Genomic DNA, 2326 nt, shown 5'->3' with positions numbered 1-2326 from the left:
ACTCCGTAAACACTTAAGATTGACGCAGAGTCTCGGTTTGGACGAGTTTGCGGCCCCCGCTGGCTTTGCTGCTTTGGCCGAAACCAAAGCAGAAATGAGACGGTCAGCTTCAAACTGCAAGTTCCTAACCGGACATTGCTGGCTGAGACTGAAAGGGAGGGAGATCGAGATGGACCTGGGACTGACCGGAAAGACTGCGCTTGTCTGCGGTGCGAGCCGTGGGCTGGGTTACGCCGCGGCCCTGGAGCTGGCCGCCGAGGGGGCGAACGTTGTGTTGTGCTCGCGCACGGAGGCCGATATCCGCGCGGCCGCCGACCGGATTCATTCCGCCACCGGAGCCAGGGCCGCGGCCGTGGCGGCGGACGTGGCCGAGCCGGAAAGCGCCGCTCTGCTGGTGCGTACCGCGCTCGAGCGTTTCGGCGCTCTGCACGTCCTGGTGACCAACGCTGGCGGGCCGCCGCCGGGACGCTTCGAGAGCCACAGCGACGCGGCCTGGCAGAAAGCCTTCGAGCTGAACCTGCTCAGCGCCGTGCGCCTGATCCGCGAGTGCATCCCGCCCATGCGCCAGGCCGGCTGGGGCCGCATCGTGAACATTACCTCCGTGGCGGTCAAGCAGCCCATCGACGGGCTGATCCTGTCGAACAGCGTGCGCGCCGGGGTGATCGGCCTGGCCAAGACCCTCTCCAACGAGCTGGCCCGGGACAATATCCTCGTCAACAACGTCTGCCCCGGGTTTATCCTCACCGACCGCACCAAGAGCCTGTTCGATAGCCGTGCGCTGGCCGAGGGCCGCTCGCCGGAGGAGATCCGCGAGTCGGTGGCGGCCTCGGTGCCGTTGGGCCGTCTGGGAGAGCCGCGCGAGCTGGCCGCTCTGGTGGCTTTCCTCTGCTCGGAGCGCGCCAGCTACCTCACCGGGACCTCGATCCAGGTGGACGGCGGCCTGCTCAAGGCCCTGATGTGAGCCTGATGTGAAAGCGCTTGTCTGCGGCGGCACGTTCTCCGCCGCTGGATTGGATGGTTTGTGTCTGTCTGGTGCTGGATCCAACGGGGGTTTTGTAATGCGTAATCTGCTTGTCTGCAAGCTGATGATTCTGGCTATGCTGGTTGCGGCCGCGCCAGCCGAGGCGCAGTCGGTGCTCTCGCCGGGCGTGCTGACCGTGGGTCAGCCCGACGCCCGCGACCTGGGCCGTCTGGCCCGCGACATCTACCGTGCCTCCGGGGCGGTCACCGACCGTCAGAAAGCCGAGGCGCTCTGGCGGTTCCTCCTTACCGATGGCCGTTTCGTGGAGCCGGGGCAGTTCTACCATATCGCCGGCTGGGCCTACGAGGAGCCCCGGGGCGAGGTGCTCGACCCGCTAAAGCTGCTCAACAGCTACGGTTTCGGGCTGTGCTACCAGGACGGGCCGCTGCTGGAGGCCCTGTTCGAGGCCGGCGGGTTCGCCGACGCCCGCTCGTGGTTTCTGACCGGGCATACGATCTGCGAGGTGTTCTACGACGGTGCCTACCACATGTACGACTCGGACATGCTCGGGTTCAGCACGCTCAACGACGGCGGCGACCCGCGCACCAGTCCGGTGGCCTCGGTGCGCCAGTTGGAGCAGGATGAAAGCATCATCCTGGGCAAGCTCAAGGCCCCCGATGTGATCGACTCGGCCAAGGTGGCCGTGTTTCCCTGGTACCCGGCGGATGTGCGCGCCAGGGCGATGGGCGGCTACGCCGGCGGTTTCAGCTCCTGGGCCGACAACCGTCTGTACCCGTTCCAGCGCTACTCCGGCGGCCACAGCATGGACTACGAGCTTCGTCCCGGCGAGAAACTGACCCTGTTCTACGAGCCGGAGTGCGAGGGCCTCTACTACCTGCCCTACAAGCAGGTGCACGGTGAGTATGTGGAATTCCCGCGCGAGATCGCGGAGTACGAGATCCGCACCGCGGACGGCCCGCACAGCCAGAAGGACTACCGCCGCTGGGGCACCGGGCGTTTCGAGTATGTGCCCCAGCTTTCGCGCCGCGAGTCGTTCTACCCGGTGGTGGGCGGCGGCTTCAACCAGAACCTGCGCCTGCCCTCGCGCTCGGGCGAGGCCCTGACCCGCGACCGTGGCGACCTTCCCGCCCAGGCCGTGTTCGAGGTGGCCAGCCCCTACGTGCTGATTGACGGGGAAATCTCGGTCTACGCCCAGCTCGAGAGCGCCGCGCACCACCTGGCGGCCGAGGTCTCGACCGACCGGGGACGCACCTGGCGCACCTGCGGTGCGATTAACGGCCCCTATTTCGGCCCCTGGAAGACCGGGGCGGACCTTCTGGCCGTGAGCGAGCACGGCTGCCTGAC

2 protein-coding genes are annotated in these 2326 nt (G+C 66.9%); both read left to right on the top strand.

Going from position 1 to position 2326, the window contains the following annotated elements:
• Nucleotides 1-169: 169 nt before the first annotated feature.
• A complete protein-coding gene (locus tag LLH00_12115; GenBank protein ID MCE5272011.1) occupies nucleotides 170-961 on the top strand; it encodes an SDR family oxidoreductase in 792 nt (263 codons plus the stop codon).
• A gap of 97 nt (nucleotides 962-1058) precedes the next feature.
• Nucleotides 1059-2326 (top strand): hypothetical protein (locus LLH00_12110; GenBank protein ID MCE5272010.1); only part of this gene is annotated, 1268 nt, incomplete at its 3' end.

It is taken from the genome of bacterium (assembly GCA_021372515.1).
Taxonomy (GTDB): domain Bacteria; phylum Gemmatimonadota; class Glassbacteria; order GWA2-58-10; family GWA2-58-10; genus JAJFUG01.
This window is presented reverse-complemented; position numbering and strand designations above follow the sequence as displayed.